This is a genomic window from Halomonas sp. ND22Bw (genome assembly GCF_003011945.1).
GTDB classification, from domain to species: Bacteria; Pseudomonadota; Gammaproteobacteria; order Pseudomonadales; family Halomonadaceae; genus Halomonas; species Halomonas halophila.
Genome location: NZ_PXWD01000006.1, coordinates 158,593 through 174,787, shown reverse-complemented (window position 1 = coordinate 174,787; position 16,195 = coordinate 158,593). Strand labels below are relative to the sequence as shown.

The 16,195-nt window shown below is 68.2% G+C and carries 19 protein-coding genes; 11 read left to right on the top strand and 8 right to left on the bottom strand.

Annotation, left to right across the window (positions count from 1 at the left end; translation table 11 throughout):
• Positions 1–9: 9 nt before the first annotated feature.
• The 4 genes from CVH10_RS09995 to CVH10_RS09980 form a co-directional block, all read right to left on the bottom strand.
• A complete protein-coding gene (locus tag CVH10_RS09995) occupies positions 10–1,383 on the bottom strand; it encodes a PepSY-associated TM helix domain-containing protein (protein ID WP_369335774.1) in 1,374 nt (457 codons plus the stop codon).
• A 95-nt stretch (positions 1,384–1,478) separates the two neighbouring features.
• The gene (locus CVH10_RS09990) at positions 1,479–1,895 is read right to left on the bottom strand and encodes a DUF2946 domain-containing protein (RefSeq protein WP_035592897.1); all 417 of its coding nucleotides are present in this window, start codon (positions 1,893–1,895) and stop codon (positions 1,479–1,481) included.
• 109 nt (positions 1,896–2,004) lie between these two features.
• The gene (locus CVH10_RS09985) at positions 2,005–2,496 is read right to left on the bottom strand and encodes a phosphatidylglycerophosphatase A (protein WP_035592896.1); all 492 of its coding nucleotides are present in this window, start codon (positions 2,494–2,496) and stop codon (positions 2,005–2,007) included.
• A gap of 27 nt (positions 2,497–2,523) precedes the next feature.
• Complete coding sequence (locus CVH10_RS09980) at positions 2,524–2,964, bottom strand: YtoQ family protein (RefSeq protein ID WP_035592895.1); 441 nt, start codon at positions 2,962–2,964, stop codon at positions 2,524–2,526.
• A 185-nt stretch (positions 2,965–3,149) separates the two neighbouring features.
• Between CVH10_RS09980 and CVH10_RS09975 the strand changes: the two genes are divergently transcribed.
• The 11 genes from CVH10_RS09975 to CVH10_RS09925 all read left to right on the top strand — a co-directional run bounded on the left by CVH10_RS09975 (position 3,150) and on the right by CVH10_RS09925 (position 11,858).
• Positions 3,150–3,767 (top strand): gamma-glutamylcyclotransferase, encoded by a 618-nt coding sequence (locus tag CVH10_RS09975; protein ID WP_369335773.1) that lies wholly within the window; start codon positions 3,150–3,152, stop codon positions 3,765–3,767.
• Between the two features lie 93 nt (positions 3,768–3,860).
• On the top strand, positions 3,861–5,600 hold the full coding sequence (locus CVH10_RS09970) for an isocitrate/isopropylmalate family dehydrogenase (protein ID WP_106488575.1): 1,740 nt from the start codon (positions 3,861–3,863) through the stop codon (positions 5,598–5,600).
• A gap of 46 nt (positions 5,601–5,646) precedes the next feature.
• Positions 5,647–5,973: a YnfA family protein gene (locus tag CVH10_RS09965; protein WP_106488574.1), complete on the top strand. Its 327-nt coding sequence runs from the start codon at positions 5,647–5,649 to the stop codon at positions 5,971–5,973.
• 277 nt (positions 5,974–6,250) lie between these two features.
• On the top strand, positions 6,251–6,508 hold the full coding sequence (locus CVH10_RS09960; RefSeq protein WP_106488573.1) for a hypothetical protein: 258 nt from the start codon (positions 6,251–6,253) through the stop codon (positions 6,506–6,508).
• Between the two features lie 281 nt (positions 6,509–6,789).
• The gene (gene sstT, locus CVH10_RS09955) at positions 6,790–8,016 is read left to right on the top strand and encodes a serine/threonine transporter SstT (RefSeq protein WP_035592892.1); all 1,227 of its coding nucleotides are present in this window, start codon (positions 6,790–6,792) and stop codon (positions 8,014–8,016) included.
• Between the two features lie 312 nt (positions 8,017–8,328).
• Positions 8,329–8,856: a helix-turn-helix domain-containing protein gene (locus CVH10_RS09950; protein ID WP_106488572.1), complete on the top strand. Its 528-nt coding sequence runs from the start codon at positions 8,329–8,331 to the stop codon at positions 8,854–8,856.
• Positions 8,853–9,581, top strand: a complete 729-nt coding sequence (locus CVH10_RS09945) for an AzlC family ABC transporter permease (RefSeq protein ID WP_106488571.1) — start codon at positions 8,853–8,855, stop codon at positions 9,579–9,581. The genes CVH10_RS09950 and CVH10_RS09945 overlap by 4 nt, the downstream gene beginning before the upstream one ends.
• The gene (locus CVH10_RS09940) at positions 9,574–9,918 is read left to right on the top strand and encodes an AzlD domain-containing protein (RefSeq protein ID WP_035592890.1); all 345 of its coding nucleotides are present in this window, start codon (positions 9,574–9,576) and stop codon (positions 9,916–9,918) included. Before CVH10_RS09945 ends, CVH10_RS09940 begins: the two co-directional genes overlap by 8 nt.
• Before the next feature lie 105 nt (positions 9,919–10,023).
• Complete coding sequence (locus tag CVH10_RS09935; RefSeq protein ID WP_106488570.1) at positions 10,024–10,566, top strand: sigma-70 family RNA polymerase sigma factor; 543 nt, start codon at positions 10,024–10,026, stop codon at positions 10,564–10,566.
• Positions 10,563–11,315, top strand: a complete 753-nt coding sequence (locus CVH10_RS09930; RefSeq protein ID WP_106488569.1) for an anti-sigma factor — start codon at positions 10,563–10,565, stop codon at positions 11,313–11,315. The genes CVH10_RS09935 and CVH10_RS09930 overlap by 4 nt, the downstream gene beginning before the upstream one ends.
• A gap of 114 nt (positions 11,316–11,429) precedes the next feature.
• Positions 11,430–11,858, top strand: a complete 429-nt coding sequence (locus CVH10_RS09925; RefSeq protein WP_369335772.1) for a hypothetical protein — start codon at positions 11,430–11,432, stop codon at positions 11,856–11,858.
• Positions 11,859–11,959: 101 nt separating this feature from the next.
• On the opposite strand, the gene CVH10_RS09920 is transcribed toward CVH10_RS09925, so the two are convergent.
• Genes CVH10_RS09920 through CVH10_RS09905 form a run of 4 tightly spaced genes read right to left on the bottom strand, consistent with a single transcriptional unit; the run spans position 11,960 to position 15,811 of the window.
• A complete protein-coding gene (locus tag CVH10_RS09920; protein ID WP_106488568.1) occupies positions 11,960–12,688 on the bottom strand; it encodes an SDR family NAD(P)-dependent oxidoreductase in 729 nt (242 codons plus the stop codon).
• A 39-nt stretch (positions 12,689–12,727) separates the two neighbouring features.
• Positions 12,728–13,516, bottom strand: a complete 789-nt coding sequence (locus CVH10_RS09915) for an SDR family NAD(P)-dependent oxidoreductase (protein ID WP_106488567.1) — start codon at positions 13,514–13,516, stop codon at positions 12,728–12,730.
• Positions 13,513–14,871, bottom strand: a complete 1,359-nt coding sequence (locus tag CVH10_RS09910; RefSeq protein ID WP_106488566.1) for an MFS transporter — start codon at positions 14,869–14,871, stop codon at positions 13,513–13,515. The genes CVH10_RS09915 and CVH10_RS09910 overlap by 4 nt, the downstream gene beginning before the upstream one ends.
• Before the next feature lie 58 nt (positions 14,872–14,929).
• Positions 14,930–15,811 carry a polysaccharide deacetylase gene (locus tag CVH10_RS09905; protein WP_106488565.1) on the bottom strand — a complete coding sequence of 294 codons (882 nt, stop codon included), beginning with the start codon at positions 15,809–15,811 and terminating at the stop codon, positions 14,930–14,932.
• Between the last annotated feature and the right edge of the window lie 384 nt (positions 15,812–16,195).

Sequence of the window (16,195 nt, the reverse complement as noted above, 5' to 3'; positions counted from 1 at the left end):
GGAAAAGGACTAGACCGAGACCGCGCGCCGTGCTGCCCCGCGGCGCCTGACCAGCGCATCCACCACGGCCATCACGATCATTGAGGCGCCGACCAGCGGGAAGATCGCCCCACCGATGGCCAGCAGCGCCAGCACGCCGCGCAGCCGGCGCGGATCGGCCGGCGCCGGCGGCACCCCGAGCTTCCCGGCCGGGCGGCGCTTCCACCACATCGCCGCCGCGGAGACGCACAGCAGCACGATGCCGGCGCAGGCCAGGGCCAGGATCAGCTTGTTGGCCACCCCGTACTGCTGGCCCATGTGCACGTTGACGCCCCATTCCAGGCCGCGCCCCAGCGGGCCGTAGTCGGCGTAGCCCATGTCGAGCAGCGCCTCGCCGCGATACTGGTCGAGGTGCACCACCCGCTGTCGGCTCAGGTCGTCCGGATAGGCGGAACCGGTGTAGACGCCCGCAGGCCCGCTCGGCAGGTTGACCGCATAGCCCGGCGCCAGCCCCTTCGCCTCGAGGATCGCCACCGCCCGGTCGAGGCCGATCGGCGCCGCCGCGCCGGCATCCGTCATGGCCTCGGAGGTCGGGAGTTGTGCCTGCTCCAGCGACCAGGTGGTGGTCTCGCGCTCGGCCAGGCGTTCCTCGGACATCGGCACGTTGACCCGCACGCCGTCCGGGTAGCCGAAGTTGTGGCCGTTGGCCAGTTCGTTGACCTTGCTGCCCCACACCGTCGACCAGGGCATGCCGGTCACAGCCAGGAACAGGAGGAAGCCACCGACGAAGAGCCCGGTCACCGCGTGCAGGTCGCGCCAGAACACCCGCTTGCCGGGCCGGGCGCGCACCGACACCACGCCGCCGCGCCGGCCCCGCGGCCACCACAGGTAGATGCCGGTCAGCACCAGCAGGATGGTCCAGCCGCCGACGATCTCGATCAGCATGCTGGCCTCATTGCCGAACAGGCTGAGGCTGTGCAGCTGTCGCACCCACCACATCACGGTGCCGCGGTAGGGCATCTGGCCGGTCACCTCGCCCTCAAAGGGATCAACGAACACCGCCACCCGGCTGCCGTCCGGCCGGGTCACGTCGACCTCGGCGGCCCGGGTCGCGTCGGCCGGCGGCACGTAGCGGAACGCCTCGCCGTCGACCGCGGCCAGCGCCGCGTCGCGCTGGGCGCTGGGGGCGACCGTGGCCGTCTGGCGGGCCTCGACCGTCATCAAGTCGGCGTGCCACCAGCGATCGATGTCGTCGTGGAAGAGATAAAGGGCACCGGTGATCGCCAGGGAGATCAGAAACGGGAGGACGATCAGGCCGGCATAGAAGTGCCAGCGCCAGACGGCGCGATAGAGGTCCTGCGCCCTCTGGCGCATGGCAGGACGGCTTGCGGAAGGGTGGCTCATGGGAGTCTCGCTCGAAGAGTCATGACGACGCACGCCCTCGCCGCGCGTCTGGTCGACGCCGGCGAGCGAAGGCGATGCGATTCACATCGGGGGGATCACGAGCGATATCGGGGTGGCGCGCGGGTCGGCGCCTGGGGAAAGACCGCGGGCCCGCCATGGGCCGCGCGGGTCGCCACCACCGGGGCGGTGATGGCATGGGAGGCCAAGGGAACGACGCCCGGCAGCAGCGCGGAGAGCACCGGCATCTGCTGGAACAGCGTGCAGTAGCCGCAGGCCACCTGCCAGTGCAGGACCGCCGCGGAGGAGCCCCCTTCGGTGCTGGCCGGCGCCTCGGCCGTCGACACCCGGTGCCCGGCGGCATGGGCCTGCGCATGGTGATGCTCGACATGATGGCCCGGCCCCGCCGCACTCAGCTGGCCGATCAGCGGCCCGGCCACCACCAGCCACATCGCCAGCAGCGCGAGGCGCGCGACCGATCGGCGATAGCGGCGAGTGACGAGCGTTCGGATCATGGGCGGGCCCGGCCGGAACAAAGGCCCTCATGATAGCCCGGATGGCCGGGGACGACAGCCACCGCGACAGGGTGCCGCGGCCGTTCTGTCGTGACACCTGCGATACCGCTCATCGCCCGGCCTCGCCGCGCCCGCGCCGCCACCACCGCGCAGCGACGGGGGAGACGAGCCCCATCAGCGCCCAGGCGTAGAACGCCGCCACCAGGTCATCGAGCACGATGCCGATTCCCCCGGGCATCGCCTCCACCTGGCTCACCGGCGGCGGCTTGGTGGCATCGAACAGCCGGAAGGCCACGAAGGTGCCTGCCAGGGTCAGCGGATGGCGAGGCGCGGCCTGCCCGAGCATCGCCACCGGGAAGGCGACGATCTCGTCGAGCACGATGCGCCCGTCGTCCTTGCCGCCCAGGGTGTCGGAGGCCAGCTGGCACATCGGCATCGCCGCCACCAGCAGCGCGGCGGCCAGCCCCAGCCGGCAGCGACGCGAGCGGCCCATCAGCCACCAGGCCAGCGGCAGCGCCAGCAGCGAGCCGACGGTACCCGACGCCCAGGGCGACAGGCCGAGGCCGAAGCCGGTGGCCGGCCACATCCATAGCGCTTCCATCGCTTCTCCTCGGTGACGGCCGCGGAATCAGCCGCGCAGAACGTAGCGCAGGATCTCGACCACCTCGGCCGGGGTGGTCGCCCAGGCCATGGCGGCGGCGTCCACTTCCTTGAGCGGGTGAACGATATCGTCGCCGTGCAGGGTCACGTAGGGCTTGCCCAGGGCAGCGCAGTAGCCGGCGTCGAAGGCCGCGTTCCACTGCTTGTACTTGTCGCCGAAGCGCACCACCACCAGATCGCTCTGCTCGATCAGCGTCTTGGTGCGGATGGCGTTGACCTTGGACGACTTGTGATCGCGCCAGAAGCCCTCGCTCTGCGGGCCGAGGTGATCGCCGGCGGCATCGCTGGCGTCGTGGTCGGTGACCGGCGCGGTGAAGGCCACGTCCAGGCCTGCGGTTTCGGCGCCGCGGCGGATCTCCTCGCGCCAGTCGGTGTGGATCTCGCCGGACAGGTAAACAGTGAAGCTCATGATGTCGGTTCTCCTCATGGGCCGGCTCACGGCCGGTCTTGTCGGTCGGATCGTCAATCCTACGTCATCGCACTTTGTGCACAAGGTTACGATGAAATGAATACATGTCGAGGACTTCGACAAGCCGCGCCTCGCCACGCATCATGGGCCGCCCACGACGGCAACGAAGGACGAGACAGTCCCCCATGGCGCTCGACACCACCGCGCTCAACCGGCGCATGACCCACTTCGACGACCACGACGACCTGTGGCTGTTCGGTTACGGCTCGCTGATCTGGAAGGCCGACTTCCCCTACCTGGAGCGCCGGCCGGCGCGCATCCATGACTGGGTGCGGCGCTTCTGGCAGGGCTCCCACGACCATCGCGGCACGCCCGAGGCCCCGGGTCGAGTGGCGACCCTGATCGCCGAGGAAGGCACCACCTGTCTGGGGATGGCGTACCGCATCACGCCGGAGACCCTGCGCCCGCTCGACGTGCGCGAGAAGAACGGCTATCTGCGCGAGCTCACCCCGCTACACTTCGAGGACGGCACCACCGCCATGGGGCTGACCTACCTGGCCACCGCCGACAACGCCGCCTTCCTGGGCCCGGCGCCGCTCGACGACATGGCCCGCCAGATCGCCGGGGCCGAGGGGCCGAGCGGCCCCAATCGCGACTACCTGCTGCACCTGGAAACGGCACTGGCCGAGCTCGGCGTGATCGAGACCCACGTCAGCGAGCTTGCCCGGCGGGTCCGACTGGCAGGCGGGCCCGATCGCTGCGACACCGGCCGTCCCGAGGACGACACTTTGCGTGTACAATGACACCCTGATCGCACGGCAGCCATCGTCCTTCCGGCCAACTCGCCCGGAGACGCCAGGCTGGTGGACTCCACGAGCACGAACACGGGAAGAGTGATGAGCGACAAGATCCAGGTGGCGGCCCCGCTGGTCATCCTGCACGGCGACGAGATGGCCCAGGTGGCCTTCGAGAAGATCATCGATACCTTCGTGACCCGACCGCTGGACATCGAGCTGGTCGAGATCGACCTGACCGCCGAGAACCGGCTGGTCACCAACGGCCAGGCCGTCCTCGACGCCATCGATGCGCTCAACCGCCACCAGGTCGGGATCAAGAACGCCGGCATGACGGTCAATCGCGAGCAGCGCGACGCCCTGCTGGCCCAGCACCCCGAGCTCGACGCCGCCACCCTGCACCCGCTGGCCACCAAGTCGCCCAACGGCGCCATCCGCAAGGGCATCGGCGGCAACATCACCCGCGAGGACATCGAGTTCCGCAACCTCAAGGTCGAGCGCCCGGCCTGGGTCGGCCGCGACATCGAGGTCGAGACCATGGAACACGGCGGCATCAAGGACAGCTACAACGCCCTGTCCGACGCCACCGGCGTGGTCAAGCTGCTGTTCGTGGGCGAGAGCGGCGACCCGGTCGAACTGCACCACCGCGAGGTCCACAAGGGCGACCCCTGGCTGCTGGCCACCAACGACCTCGAGGACGTCAAGGCCTGGGCCCACCGTTTCTTCCGGCGCGCCCTCGACGAGAAGCGCGACATCTACCTGGGCCTCAAGGACACCGTGATCGCCGGCTACGACGGCGTGATGCGCGCCGCCATCGAGGCGATCTACCGCGAACACTACCAGGCCGAGGCCGAATCGCTGGGGCTCGCCTACCACTACGAGCTGATCGACGCCCAGGCCGCGCGCCTGGTCGCCAACCCGCCCGAACGCGCGCTGTGGGGCGTGCCGGACAACAACACCGGCCGCAAGCTCTACAAGCTGGTCGAACAGCTCAAGCGACACGGCATTCCCGATCGCAAGGCCCAGGTGTCGATCTCGCGGATGAGTGCCGGTGGCGGCGACCAGTACGGCAGCTTCAACCTGCCCGCCGAGGAGGACGGCATCCTCAAGGTGGTGGTCGACGGCGAGGAGAAGCACGCCCGCCGCGTCAACAAGGGCGACCCCATCCTGCTGATGTCCAACGACCGCGAGGCGATCAAGGACTGGGTGCTGCAGGTGTTCCGCGACGCCTCGCGCAAGGACAAGGAGGTCTACTTCGGCCTCAAGCGCGAGTACATGGACTACGACGAGGTGTTCAGCGACGTCATCACCGAGGCTCGCCGCGAGCTGGCCCACAATGACACCCCGCCGCCGTCGTTCATGATCATGCGGCCCTCCAGCCAGCTGATCAAGATGATCACCGACCCGCCCCGCAACGCGCTCTACCCGGCGCAGAACCTGGACGGCGACATCTTCTCCGACATCTCCGCCGCCCTCGGTGGCAGCCTGGCCACCGCCAGCTCCATCATCGAGAGCAAGAACGGCACCATGCTGTTCGAGGCGCCCCACGGCACCGCCCACGACCTCTACCTGAAATACCTGGAGAGCGACGGCCAGGAGGCGCACTTCAACTCCTCCGCGCTGATCTATGCCGTGGGCAACGCCCTGGAGACCCTGGCCGAGCGCGAGGGCAACGCGGCGCTCATCGACTACGCCACCCGCCTCAAGGCGGCGCTGATCGACACCATCGGCGACGGCATCGTCACCGGCGACCTCAAGGGCAAGACCACCGATCCGGCCGGCGAGACCGTGGTCGACATGCACGGCTTCCTCGACGCCGTCGAGGCGCGCCTGACCGCGTGATCGCCGCGCGATCTTCCCTGCCGACCTCCCCCGCCCCGGCGGCGTCATGCTGACGCTGCCGGTCTACGTGGCCGCCGCCCTGGCCGAGATCGCCGGCTGCTTCAGCGTCTGGGCCTGGTGGCGGCAGGGCGCCTCGGCGCTGTGGCTGCTGCCGGGCCTGGGCAGCCTGGTGCTGTTTGCCTGGCTGCTCAGCCTCTCCTCGGCCGACGTTGCCGGCCGCGCCTATGCCGCCTACGGCGGCGTCTATATCGTCGCCTCGCTCGCCTGGCTGTGGGCGGTGGAGCATCGCCTGCCCGATCGCTGGGACCTGCTCGGCGCCGCGCTGTGCCTGGCCGGCGCCGGCATCATCCTGCTGGCCCCGCGGGGCGGCTGAGCCAATCCGTCGCACCTGACATCCTCGGCGCGACAGCCACCGATAATTGACTTAAAATCCGTCTGTTCACACCGCCCCCGATGAGCCGCCGCTCGATCCGAGACCGGCCCCGGGAGGAGCGCGACACGACCCTGCGTCCTGCGACGCCGTGAGCTTTTTCCTACGCGACGCTGCGACATCACGAACGGCCAACACCGCCCCAGGCCTGCATTCGCCGCCGTGGAAAGTGCGTAACGTCATGACCAATGACGGACAGCGCCGAGGGAAGTCACGCCGCATGAACGATCCGATCTTCACCACCGCGAATACACTCATGGATGCACCGCCACACAGCAAGATCCTCTACTCTCCCGGCCCCCACGACACCCGTATCCTGCTGTGCGAGTGCAGTAACCAGGAAGTGATACGTGGCGAAGCGGTCTGGGAACGGTTCCAGCCGGATTTCGAGCAGGACACCTGCCGCTGCCTCGACTGCGAGGCCACGTCCCCCCTGAGCTACCACGACAATCCCCGCCGGCATTTTCGGACGCCCTGAGTCCCGGTCACTCACCGGCTAGCCCAGTCCATTTCTCTGCCAGCTGCTGCCATTCCATCCTTTCTTGCTGACCTCAAGAGAAACCAAGGTCGCAACCCCCATCGCTTCGCCGCGATGGTAGAATGCGCGCGCTTGCCCGGAGACCCCGGGCAGGGCGTCGCCAGGCCCTCCCATCCAGCGCCTCGACCGCCGCCATATCCCCGCGGCGCGATCTCCATGGTGTGACGGCGAGCCGGACGCACGACACGTTCATGCACCCCGTGATTCCACAAGAGACACCCATGATCGCTACCCTCAATACCCTGGGCCGCCCGCTGCTGCGGCTGGGGCTGATCCCCCAGATCGCGCTGGGCATCGTCGCCGGCGTCCTGCTCGCCACCCTTGCGCCTCACGCCGCCCAGTCGGTCGCCCTGCTCGGCCAGGTCTTCGTCTCCGCGCTGAAGGCGGTGGCGCCGGTGCTGGTCTTCGTGCTGGTGGCGGCGGCGATCGCCAACCACCGCCAGGGCCAGCCCACCCACATCCGCTCGGTGCTGGTGCTCTATCTCGTCGGCACCCTGGTGGCGGCGCTGGTGGCCGTGGCGGCGAGCTTCGCCTTCCCCACCAGCCTGGAGCTGAGCACACCGGCGGCCAGCGGCACGCCTCCCGGCAGCGTCAGCGAGATCCTGCGCAACCTGTTGCTCAACGCCGTGGCCAATCCTGTCGAGGCGCTGATGGAGGCCAACTTCATCGCCATCCTGGCCTGGGCCGTGGGTCTCGGCCTGCTGCTGCGCCGCGCCGCGGACACCACCCGTACCGCGCTCCAGGACCTGTCCGATGCCGTCTCCGGCATCGTCCAGACGGTGATCCGCTTCGCCCCGCTGGGCATCTTCGGCCTGGTCGCCAACACCCTGGCCGAGTCCGGCCTCGATGCCCTGCTCGACTACGGCCGCCTGCTGCTGGTGATCGTCGGCTGCATGGCGTTCGTGGCGCTGGTCACCAACCCGCTGATCGTGTTCCTGAAGACCGGCCGCAACCCCTACCCGCTGGTGTTCACCTGCCTGCGCGGCAGCGCCATCACCGCCTTCTTCACCCGCAGCTCGGCGGCCAACATTCCGGTCAACCTGGAGCTGTGCAAGCGTCTGAAGCTGCACGCCGACACCTACTCGATCTCGATCCCGCTGGGCGCGACGATCAACATGTGCGGCGCCGCCATCACCATCACCGTGATCACCCTGGCCGCCGCCAACACCCTGGGCATCCAGGTCGACTTCGTCACCGCCCTGCTGCTGTGCATCGTCTCAGCGCTGGCCGCCTGCGGCGTGTCCGGCGTGGCCGGCGGCTCGCTGCTGCTGATCCCGATGGCCGCCAGCCTGTTCGGCATCTCCGCCGACGTGGCCATGCAGGTGGTGGCGATCGGCTTCGTGATCAGCGTGGTACAGGACTCCACCGAGACCGCGCTGAACTCCTCCACCGACGTGCTGTTCACCGCCGCGGCCTGCCGCGCCGACGGCAGGACCGACGAGGCCTGAATCTCGTCTGCCCGGCCGCTGCGGCGGCCGGGTTCCTTTTTTCTTTATCCCCTTTCCTCTTCCCCTCTTCCCCTTCTTCTCCTCCACTCACCGCAGCGTCTCTCGACGTCGTCTACTTACCCTCGCTTCCTAGCGTCACCGTGGGCCCTCACGGCGTTCCCGGGCGCTTCGTTCCCGGCCTCTTTCCTCGCGTCGCTCCCGCCGGCCCAAGTGGCCGCCTTGAACAGTCGCTATTGACAGCCACCTGTTCCTTTTATAGAACGTTCTTTATATCGAACACTTCTTGGACGCCACCTCACGCCGGGAGACCTCATGGACCACCTCGCCCTCGGCACCCTGGGCCAGCACCTTCAGCGCCTGCGCCAGGAACGCGGACTGTCGCTGTCGCAGCTGGCCGCCGCCGCCGGCATCGCCAAGTCGAACCTGTCGCGCCTCGAGCAGGGCAACGGGAATCCCACGCTGGACACCATCTGGCGCCTGGCGGTGCAGCTGAACGTGCCCTTCGGCACCCTGGTGGCGCCGATCACCGTGCCCCTCGGGGAGGACGGCGTGCAGGTGCGGCTGATCGACCAGGACCAGGGGAGCCGCCAGGTCGACGCCTACTGGATGCGCTGCGCGCCCCATACCGATCGCCATGCCGAGGGGCACACCCCGGGCGCCACGGAATCGCTCACCGTGCTCAGCGGCGAGCTCGACGCCGGCCCCGAGGACGACCTGCGCACGCTGCACGCCGGCGACACCCTCGCCTTCAGCGCCGACCGCCCCCACCGCTATCGCACCGGCGAGCAGTGGGCGACGCTGATCCTGACCATCGTCTACGCCGAGAGGGAGACGTCATGATCGATCAAGTGACCTCGGCGCCCTCTCGCGCCTGGCTGTCCGGCGTGCGCGAGGCCTTTCCGCTGCTCGGCGGCTATGTGCCGGTGGCGATCTCCTTCGGGCTGATCGCCGTGCAGGCAGGCTTCACGCCCTGGGAGGCGACGCTGATCTCGACGCTGGTCTATGCCGGCGCCTCGCAGTTCCTGTTCGTCGGCATGATCGCCGGGGGCGCGCCGCTGTGGCTGGCGGTGGCCATGACGCTGCTGATCAACGTGCGGCACGCGGTCTACGGCCCCAATCTGGCCCCCTGGATGGACCGCAACCGCTGGTGGCCCGTGCTGATGCACGGCCTGACCGATCAGGTCTTCGCCCTGGCCCAGCACCGCTTCCCGCAGCTGCCGGAATCGCAGCGCCTCGGCTGGTTCACCGGCGCCGCGCTGCTGGCCTGGGCCAGCTGGATCCTCGGCACCGTGCTCGGCGCCCTGGCCGGCGACTGGCTGATGGCGCGCTGGCCGCTGCTGGGCGAGATCCTGCCCTTCGCCCTGCCGGCGCTGTTCCTGGTGCTGGTGGCGCCGCGCTTCACCTCGAAGCGCTGGAGCCTGGCGCTCACCGTCAGCATCGCCGTGGCGATGCTCTGCACCCTGGCCGGCTACACCAATATCGGCATCCCCGTCGCTGCCGGCTGCGGCGCCCTGTGCTTCACCCTGGTCCGCTTCACATCGCGCCCGGAGATGCCCCATGAATAGCGCCCTCTGGCTGGCCCTGCTGGCCTCGGCCCTCGGCACCCTGCTGATTCGCCTGCTGCCGCTGCTGTGGATGCAGCGGCGACTCAGACGCCTCGACGGCGAGGACGGCATCCAGGCCATGCCCCAGTGGCTCGCGCTGCTCGGCCCGATGATGGTCGCCGCCGTGCTCGGCGTGTCGCTGGTCCCTGCCGTTCCCGGCCCGCTCGCCTGGCTGGCTACCGCGATCGGCGTGCTGGCGACCCTGGGCGTGTGGTATCGGCTGCGCTCGCTGGGCTGGCCGGTGGTCGCCGGCGTCACCGCCTTCGGCCTGGTGGAAGTCCTGGCCACCTTCGCCTGACGCCCGGGCGCAGCGTGGAAAGGCGCCATCTTGACCGCCACGACGTCGAGGCGGCAGTCTGCCTTGGCAAGACGCCCCTCGCCGACATCAAACAGGGAATGTGGAATGTCCAGTGATCGCCTGCACGACCTGCTCCAGCGCGTGACGCAGCGCGACCGACAGGCCTTCGCCGAACTCTATGACGCCACCTCGGCGAAACTCTACGGCACCGTGCTGCGTATCCTGAAAGAGCGCGGCCGCACGGACGACGTCGTGCAGGAGGTCTACGTCACCATCTGGCAGAAGGCCGAGCAGTTCGACGCCGGCCGGGCCTCGGCGATCGCCTGGATGGCGAGCATCGCCCGGCACGCCGCCATCGACGAGCTGCGCCGACGGCCCCGGGCGCCCCATGAATCGGACGACGCCCTGGATCAGACGCCCTCCGACGCCCCCGGCGCCCGGGAGCACGCGGAGCGCGACGAGAACGCCCGCCGCCTGCATGCCTGCCTGGCCGAGCTGGAGGGCAGCCGCCGTGACATGGTGCGTCTGGCCTATCTGGATGGCTGGTCCCGGGCCGACCTGGCCGCCCATTTCGAGCAGCCGGTGAACACCGTCAAGACCTGGCTCCATCGAGCCCTCAAGCAACTCAAGGGGTGTCTGGCGTCATGACAGATCGCGACGACATCGACATGCTGGCCGCCGAGTTCGTGCTCGGCACCCTGGACGCCGACGAGCGCGCCATGGTGGCGAGGCGCCGCCAGGCCGAGCCCGAGCTGGACGCCCGCATCCTCGAGTGGGAGGCCCGCCTCGCGCCCCTCGGCGACGAGATCGCCGCGGTGTCACCGGGGCCGGACCTGCTGGCGAGGATCGAGCGGCGGATCGAGGCGCTGGAAGCCACCCCGGGCACCGGCGAGCATGAGGGCAAGGTCTCCCAGCTCGATGCCCTGCGCCGCCGGCTGCGCTTCTGGCGCTGGAGCACCGGGCTCGCCTCCGCTGCGGCGCTGGTGCTGGCCGCGGTGCTGATCGTCCCCGTCGACCGGGGGCCGAGCGACTCGCCCTTCGTGGCGGTGTTCCAGCAGGACGACCAGCAGCCCGCCTTCATGCTCTCCGTGGACCTCGACAGCCGCCGCCTGAACGTGCGGCCGGTCACCGCCGAGCCGCTGCCGGACCGCGCCTATCAGCTGTGGATCAAGGACGCCTCGCTGGGGCCGAACCCGCGCTCGGTGGGGGTGCTCAACGACGACCTGAGCCTGCCGACCGATGCCCTGAGCGACTTTTCTCCCGATCTGCTCAAGCGCGCCACCTTCGGCATCAGCATCGAGCCGCCCGGCGGCTCGCCCACCGGCCAGCCGACCGGCCCGGCGATCCACGGCTACCTCTACCCCACCGGTCAGGACGCCTCGTCGCAGCGGCTGTGATTTTTTTCGTCCCGGGGTGAAACCGCCGCCGCGCTTCTCTCGTAACTGCGAGCACGCCCATCCCAATCCCTTTGCTTCGATGGGGCGTGCTCGGAACTCAAGGAGAGAATGATGATGACCAAGTTCATGGCAAGCGCATTCGTATCCGCCGCTCTGCTCACCGGCGCTTCCCTGGCCCAGGCAGAAATGCACGGCGACATGCATCCGGAAGTCTGGGCCGATGACCAGTCCGTTGCCGGCGGCACGGTCACCGCGGAAAAGGTCATGGCGGGCAGCAACGGCTGGCTGGTGGTGCACCGCACCGATGACAGCATGAAACCGGGCCCGGTGGTCGGCCATGCCCCGCTCAAGGAAGGCGAGAACATGGACGTCACCGCGATCCTCACCGAGGATGTCAGCGCCGGGGACCAACTGATGCTGATGGTCCACGGCGAGGAAGGCGGCATGGAAACCGGTATCTTCGAATACACCCTCGGCGCCTCGGAAGATGGGCCGATCAAGATCGACGGCAACCTGGTGACGGCCACCATCACCGCACAGTAAGCCGCTCGAAAAAACCGCCGGAAAACGGCGAAGGGGCCCCGAGGGGCCCCTTTTTTCATGCTGACGCTGCCTGCGCTGACGCGATGAAGCCGCGAGCACGACTACATAACGTCACCGCTGTTGGGGCCGAGGGCCTGCCCCAGGTACAAGTCGCCGTCCGGCGAGGCCGCCAGCAGCAGCGCCGTCGGCGCCACTTCTTCCGCCCTGCCGAAGCGTCCCAGCGGCAGCTCGGCCTCCTTCTCGCCGATCCATTCGCGGCTGACGTCGCCCAGCAGCGGCGTGCTGATCGGCCCCGGCGCGATGGCATTGGTCAGCACGTTGTACTCGGCCAGCTCCCGCGCCATGGACTTGGTCAGCCCCAGTATGCCGGCCTTGGCCGCGCTGTAGTGCGCCATGCCGATGCCGCCCTTGTGGGCGAGCTGGGAGGCGATGTTGATGATCCGCCCCGCGCGCTGTTCCACCATCAGCGGTGCCACGTAATGACAGGCCAGGTATACGCCACGCAGGTTGACGGCGATCATCTGATCGAAGATCTCCGGCGACATCTCGGTGATCGGGCACTCGTTGAGGATGCCCGCGCTGTTGACCAGCACGTCGATCCGCCCGTGACGCTCGACCACCGCGTTCACCAGGGCCCGTACCGATTCGGCGGAGCTGACGTCGACGCGGTGGGCCGAGTCCTGGGCCCCGCACAGGCCGGCACAGGCGTCCCGGTCAAGATCGGCCAGGGCCAGCGTCGCGCCTTCGGCCTGAAACAGTGTCGCGATCGCCTGGCCGATGCCGCTGGCGGCGCCGATGATCAGGGCGACCTTGCTGTCTAGTTTGCTCATTGAAGTCTCCAAAAGCAGGGAGCCGAGGCTCCCTCCCCGTCAGCTCGGCCAGCGGACGGTCAGGCCGCCGTCGACGATCAGCTGCTGGCCGGTCACATAGGACGCGTCGTCGCTGGTGAGGAAGCGCACGGTGCGAGCGACCTCCTCGGCGCGCCCCACCCGCCCGGCGGGAATCTTCTCGCCGGCCGCCGCCAGGCCGTCGGGCCCCAGCGAGTTGACAGGGTCGAGCGACTGCGGCGTCTCGATCAGCCCCGGGATCAGGGTGTTGACGCGGATGCCGCGAGGCGCGAGCTCCACCGCCAGCGACTTGACCAGCCCCACCAGGCCGCTCTTGGCCGCCGCGTAGTGGGCATGGTCGTCCCAGCCGTAGACGCCGCCGGCGATGGAGGACACGGCCACCATCGACCCCGGCCCGGTCATCGCCCGGGAGGCGCTGCGGAACAGGCGCATCACGCCGGTGAGGTCCACCGACAGCATGTCGTTCCAGTCCTCGTCGACGAGTTCTTCCAGCGGCGACTGGCGCAGGATGCCGGCCGCGGCCACGGCGATGTGAAGCCCGCCGAAGGCCTCGATGGCCGCCTGGGCCAGCGCATCGCACTGGGTGCCGTCGCGCACGTCCACCGCCACGGCGACGCACTCGCCGCCGGCTTCCTTCACCGCCTCGACGGTGGTCGCGACGTCATGGGGATCGCCGGGATAGTAGCCGGCCACCACCTTGACGCCGGCCTTGGCGTAGCTGACCGCCAGGGCCTGACCGATGCCGCTGGCGGCACCGGAGATGATCGCGACCTTGCCCGCCAGGCCGTCGTCTCGTGTCAGATGGCTCATGCTGCAGCCTCCTCGAAGGCGTTCTGTTCATGGAGATCGACCTTGCGGGTGCCGAACATCAGCAGACCGCTGAGCAACAGCGGCAGGGAGCCGGCCAGGATCGCCGCCCAGGTCATGGTGACGCCGAGCGACAGCAGCACCGATACCAGCCCGGAGCCGATGATCGCGCCGACCGGCGCCATGACGTGGGCCACGTTGGCCCCGGTGCCACGCACGTGGGCCGGGAAGGACTCGCCCATGTAGAACAGGATCGCGGCGAACGGCCCCAGCAGGAAGAACAGGGTGATGGCGTACATCACGTAGACGAAACCGTCGCTGGCCGGGCCGAGCAGCATCAGCAGGCTGGCGATGCCGCCGAGCAGGAAGCCCATCAGCACGGTGCTGCGCCGACCGATGCGATCGCCCAACCAGCCGTGGGTCAGATAGCCGCCGAAGCCGACCGCGTTGGCCAGGATCAGCACGTACAGCGAGCTCTCGAAGCTGACGCCCTTGGCCTCCACCAGCACCGTGGTGCCGAGCACCGCGAAGACCTGGATCGCCATCCAGCTGAACAGCCAGACCAGCGACAGCGAGATGGTGTGGCAACGCAGCTCCGGCGTGAACACGCCCTTGAGGCCCTGGTTGTTACCGGTGTTGATCTCGACGTCATGCTCGGCGGCGAGACTTGCGGCGCCCTCGGCGTCACCCGCCTTGCGGCGACGCTCGATCTCCTTCATCGCCGCGAAGACCGGCGACTCGGGCAGCTTGAGCGCCATCACGATGACGATGATCGAGGCACAGGCGGCGACGAAGAAGCTGCCGCGCCAGCCCATCACGGGCAGCAGCAGCGAGGTCATGCCGGCGGCCAGCAGCGCGCCGACCGGCCAGCCGCTCTGTACCAGGCTGTACATGAAGCCGCGCCCCTTGGCCTTCTTGTAGATCTCGTTGAGGTAGACGGCGTTGACCACCTCCTCGGAGACCGCGAAGCCGGAGAAGGCACGGATCAGCACCATGGAGGCCGCGCCGATAGCGATCCCCGACAGGCCGGAGCTCATGGCCCCGCCGATCACCAGCAGGATCAGCGTCTTCTTGCGCCCGTAGCGGTCGAGCATGGTGCCGACCACCAGCGAGACGACGAACACCCCGATGGTGGCCCAGGTGTTGACGGCCGTGGCCTTGGCGGTGCTCCACCCGAAATCATCGGCGATCACCGGCAGCAGGGTGCCGAACAGGGTGTAGTCGTAGACCGACGCCACCCAGGCGATGAAGCAGACCAGCGAGGCATAGCCAATCTGTTTCTTGGTGATGACGGCATTCCATGGCTCGTCTGCGCTTGAGCGGGCCTCGTCGGGCCCGCGGGAGGTTGGCTCGGTCATCGACGTCACCCTCTTCTTATCGTTTGTCGTTGTGTCGTGGTGTCAGGCGGGTCCGCGATCAGTCGCGCGGCTGGCGCTCGGCGAAGTCGTCGGCGATCTCGTCGAAGGTGCAGAAGCGCACGCCTTCATGGCTCTGCATGTACTCGATCAGGCGCTCGAGCATCATCAGGTTCTGCGGGCGGCCGCAGACATCCGGGTGGATGGTCATGGTAAAGACGGCATAGTCATTTTCGCGGTAGACCCAGTCGAACTGGTCCTGCCACATCTCGCCGAGATGGCGCGGGCTGACGAAGCCGTGGCTGTTGGGGGCCTTCTTGATGAACATCATCGGCGGCAGGTCGTCGAGGTACCAGTTGGCCGGGATCTCGATCAGGTCGGTCTCCTCGCCCCGCTCCAGCGGCTTCATCCACTCCTCGGCGGGCTTGGAGTAGTCGATCTTGGTCCAGGAGTCGCCGACGCGCACGTAGTAGGGGTGGAAGTCGTTGTGCATCAGGCTGTGGTCGTACTTGATGCCCCGCTCGAGCAGCAGCTCGTTGGTCACCGGGCTGAACTCCCACCACGGCGCCACGTAGCCGGTCGGGCGCTTGCCGGACAGCTCGGTCACCAGCTCGATGCTGCGGTCGAGCACGTCCCGCTCCTGCTCGCGGGTCATGGCGATGGGGTTCTCGTGGCTGTATCCGTGAACGCCGACTTCATGACCGGCATCGACCACGGCCTTCATCTGCTCCGGAAAGGTCTCGATGCTGTGGCCGGGGATGAACCAGGTGGTCTTGAGGTTGTAGCGCTCGAACAGCTTGAGCAGGCGCGGCGCACCGACCTCGCCGGCGAACAGGCCGCGGGAGATGTCATCGGGGGAATCCTCGCCGCCGTACGAGCCGAGCCAGCCGGCGACGGCATCCACATCGACACCAAATGCACAGAGAATCTCTTTCTTCGCCATCTTCGAACACCTCGTTATTGGGTCTTGGTCCTGGTGTGCTTGCGGCAGGCGACGGCGATCGTCCGCCCCCGCATCATTTTGAAGACTGGATACAAAGGTCATTTTTGTCAACACATGCCCCGACGACCTGACCGGCAACACGATGCCCACTTTTGCGCCTCAACTAGACGCCAAAACACCATATAAGCCTCAAGAGCAGGAAAAAACACTGATATTTATGTAAAAGTCGATACTAATAACCAAAAAATCTCATCGACGTCTTTTGGCGACAGATACCGATATTCTGCCGGCCCGATACAAACGTCATTTTTAGCGGCGCACATGAAGACCGGCATGGGCGCCATGCCGGACGACCCCGGGGCCGGTCCGTCGGGCGAACGAAGG

What these genes read in the sequence shown, in the direction of transcription:
- CVH10_RS09995 (WP_369335774.1), bottom strand. Translation starts at nt 1,383, where the DNA reads ATGAGCCACCCTTCCGCAAGCCGTCCTGCCATGCGCCAGAGGGCGCAG.
- CVH10_RS09990 (WP_035592897.1), bottom strand. Translation starts at nt 1,895, where the DNA reads ATGATCCGAACGCTCGTCACTCGCCGCTATCGCCGATCGGTCGCGCGC.
- CVH10_RS09985 (WP_035592896.1), bottom strand. Translation starts at nt 2,496, where the DNA reads ATGGAAGCGCTATGGATGTGGCCGGCCACCGGCTTCGGCCTCGGCCTG.
- CVH10_RS09980 (WP_035592895.1), bottom strand. Translation starts at nt 2,964, where the DNA reads ATGAGCTTCACTGTTTACCTGTCCGGCGAGATCCACACCGACTGGCGC.
- CVH10_RS09975 (WP_369335773.1), top strand. Translation starts at nt 3,150, where the DNA reads ATGGCGCTCGACACCACCGCGCTCAACCGGCGCATGACCCACTTCGAC.
- CVH10_RS09970 (WP_106488575.1), top strand. Translation starts at nt 3,861, where the DNA reads ATGAGCGACAAGATCCAGGTGGCGGCCCCGCTGGTCATCCTGCACGGC.
- CVH10_RS09965 (WP_106488574.1), top strand. Translation starts at nt 5,647, where the DNA reads ATGCTGACGCTGCCGGTCTACGTGGCCGCCGCCCTGGCCGAGATCGCC.
- CVH10_RS09960 (WP_106488573.1), top strand. Translation starts at nt 6,251, where the DNA reads ATGAACGATCCGATCTTCACCACCGCGAATACACTCATGGATGCACCG.
- sstT (WP_035592892.1), top strand. Translation starts at nt 6,790, where the DNA reads ATGATCGCTACCCTCAATACCCTGGGCCGCCCGCTGCTGCGGCTGGGG.
- CVH10_RS09950 (WP_106488572.1), top strand. Translation starts at nt 8,329, where the DNA reads ATGGACCACCTCGCCCTCGGCACCCTGGGCCAGCACCTTCAGCGCCTG.
- CVH10_RS09945 (WP_106488571.1), top strand. Translation starts at nt 8,853, where the DNA reads ATGATCGATCAAGTGACCTCGGCGCCCTCTCGCGCCTGGCTGTCCGGC.
- CVH10_RS09940 (WP_035592890.1), top strand. Translation starts at nt 9,574, where the DNA reads ATGAATAGCGCCCTCTGGCTGGCCCTGCTGGCCTCGGCCCTCGGCACC.
- CVH10_RS09935 (WP_106488570.1), top strand. Translation starts at nt 10,024, where the DNA reads ATGTCCAGTGATCGCCTGCACGACCTGCTCCAGCGCGTGACGCAGCGC.
- CVH10_RS09930 (WP_106488569.1), top strand. Translation starts at nt 10,563, where the DNA reads ATGACAGATCGCGACGACATCGACATGCTGGCCGCCGAGTTCGTGCTC.
- CVH10_RS09925 (WP_369335772.1), top strand. Translation starts at nt 11,430, where the DNA reads ATGACCAAGTTCATGGCAAGCGCATTCGTATCCGCCGCTCTGCTCACC.
- CVH10_RS09920 (WP_106488568.1), bottom strand. Translation starts at nt 12,688, where the DNA reads ATGAGCAAACTAGACAGCAAGGTCGCCCTGATCATCGGCGCCGCCAGC.
- CVH10_RS09915 (WP_106488567.1), bottom strand. Translation starts at nt 13,516, where the DNA reads ATGAGCCATCTGACACGAGACGACGGCCTGGCGGGCAAGGTCGCGATC.
- CVH10_RS09910 (WP_106488566.1), bottom strand. Translation starts at nt 14,871, where the DNA reads ATGACCGAGCCAACCTCCCGCGGGCCCGACGAGGCCCGCTCAAGCGCA.
- CVH10_RS09905 (WP_106488565.1), bottom strand. Translation starts at nt 15,811, where the DNA reads ATGGCGAAGAAAGAGATTCTCTGTGCATTTGGTGTCGATGTGGATGCC.